Genomic DNA, 2,351 nt, shown 5'->3' on the forward strand with positions numbered 1-2,351 from the left:
TAGTATTTGGTCGTAGACCCGAAACCAGGTGATCTACCCATGGTCAGGTTGAAGTTCAGGTAACACTGAATGGAGGACCGAACCGACTTACGTTGAAAAGTGAGCGGATGAACTGTGGGTAGCGGAGAAATTCCAATCGAACTTGGAGATAGCTGGTTCTCTCCGAAATAGCTTTAGGGCTAGCCTCAAGTGATGATTATTGGAGGTAGAGCACTGTTTGGACGAGGGGCCCCTCTCGGGTTACCGAATTCAGACAAACTCCGAATGCCAATTAATTTAACTTGGGAGTCAGAACATGGGTGATAAGGTCCGTGTTCGAAAGGGAAACAGCCCAGACCACCAGCTAAGGTCCCAAAATATATGTTAAGTGGAAAAGGATGTGGCGTTGCCCAGACAACTAGGATGTTGGCTTAGAAGCAGCCATCATTTAAAGAGTGCGTAATAGCTCACTAGTCGAGTGACACTGCGCCGAAAATGTACCGGGGCTAAACATATTACCGAAGCTGTGGATTGTCCTTTGGACAATGGTAGGAGAGCGTTCTAAGGGCGTTGAAGCATGATCGCAAGGACATGTGGAGCGCTTAGAAGTGAGAATGCCGGTGTGAGTAGCGAAAGACGGGTGAGAATCCCGTCCACCGATTGACTAAGGTTTCCAGAGGAAGGCTCGTCCGCTCTGGGTTAGTCGGGTCCTAAGCTGAGGCCGACAGGCGTAGGCGATGGATAACAGGTTGATATTCCTGTACCACCTATAATCGTTTTAATCGATGGGGGGACGCAGTAGGATAGGCGAAGCGTACGATTGGATTGTACGTCTAAGCAGTGAGATTGAGTGTTAGGCAAATCCGGCACTCTTAAGATTGAGCTGTGATGGGGAGAGGAAATTGTTTCCTCGAGTCGTTGATTTCACACTGCCGAGAAAAGCCTCTAGATAGAGATTAGGTGCCCGTACCGCAAACCGACACAGGTAGTCAAGATGAGAATTCTAAGGTGAGCGAGCGAACTCTCGTTAAGGAACTCGGCAAAATGACCCCGTAACTTCGGGAGAAGGGGTGCTCTTTAGGGTGCAAGCCCAGAAGAGCCGCAGTGAATAGGCCCAAGCGACTGTTTATCAAAAACACAGGTCTCTGCTAAACCGTAAGGTGATGTATAGGGGCTGACGCCTGCCCGGTGCTGGAAGGTTAAGAGGAGTGGTTAGCTTCTGCGAAGCTACGAATCGAAGCCCCAGTAAACGGCGGCCGTAACTATAACGGTCCTAAGGTAGCGAAATTCCTTGTCGGGTAAGTTCCGACCCGCACGAAAGGCGTAACGATTTGGGCACTGTCTCAACGAGAGACTCGGTGAAATCATAGTACCTGTGAAGATGCAGGTTACCCGCGACAGGACGGAAAGACCCCGTGGAGCTTTACTGTAGCCTGATATTGAAATTCGGCACAGCTTGTACAGGATAGGTAGGAGCCTTTGAAACGTGAGCGCTAGCTTACGTGGAGGCGTTGGTGGGATACTACCCTAGCTGTGTTGGCTTTCTAACCCGCACCACTTATCGTGGTGGGAGACAGTGTCAGGCGGGCAGTTTGACTGGGGCGGTCGCCTCCTAAAAGGTAACGGAGGCGCTCAAAGGTTCCCTCAGAATGGTTGGAAATCATTCATAGAGTGTAAAGGCATAAGGGAGCTTGACTGCGAGACCTACAAGTCGAGCAGGGTCGAAAGACGGACTTAGTGATCCGGTGGTTCCGCATGGAAGGGCCATCGCTCAACGGATAAAAGCTACCCCGGGGATAACAGGCTTATCTCCCCCAAGAGTTCACATCGACGGGGAGGTTTGGCACCTCGATGTCGGCTCATCGCATCCTGGGGCTGTAGTCGGTCCCAAGGGTTGGGCTGTTCGCCCATTAAAGCGGTACGCGAGCTGGGTTCAGAACGTCGTGAGACAGTTCGGTCCCTATCCGTCGTGGGCGTAGGAAATTTGAGAGGAGCTGTCCTTAGTACGAGAGGACCGGGATGGACATACCTCTGGTGTACCAGTTGTCGTGCCAACGGCATAGCTGGGTAGCTATGTATGGACGGGATAAGTGCTGAAAGCATCTAAGCATGAAGCCCCCCTCAAGATGAGATTTCCCAACTTCGGTTATAAGATCCCTCAGAGATGATGAGGTTAATAGGTTCGAGGTGGAAGCGTGGTGACACGTGGAGCTGACGAATACTAATCGATCGAAGACTTAATCAATTTTTTCAAGTTTTGCGACGCAAATCTTTACTTACTATCTAGTTTTGAATGTATAATCATTCACTTGTCTGGTGACAATGGCAAGGAGGTCACACCTGTTCCCATGCCGAACACAGAAGTTAAGCTC

2 rRNA genes are annotated in these 2,351 nt (G+C 50.4%); both read left to right on the forward strand.

Annotation, left to right across the window (positions count from 1 at the left end):
• Positions 1-2,224: ribosomal RNA gene (locus ABZW16_RS43765) — 23S ribosomal RNA — on the forward strand; the annotation flags it as partial.
• A 67-nt stretch (positions 2,225-2,291) separates the two neighbouring features.
• Positions 2,292-2,351, forward strand: a 5S ribosomal RNA gene (gene rrf, locus ABZW16_RS43770); the annotation flags it as partial.

Origin of the sequence: Nocardia sp. NPDC004604 (assembly GCF_040609795.1) — a bacterium.
Taxonomy (GTDB): Bacteria; Actinomycetota; Actinomycetes; order Mycobacteriales; family Mycobacteriaceae; genus Nocardia.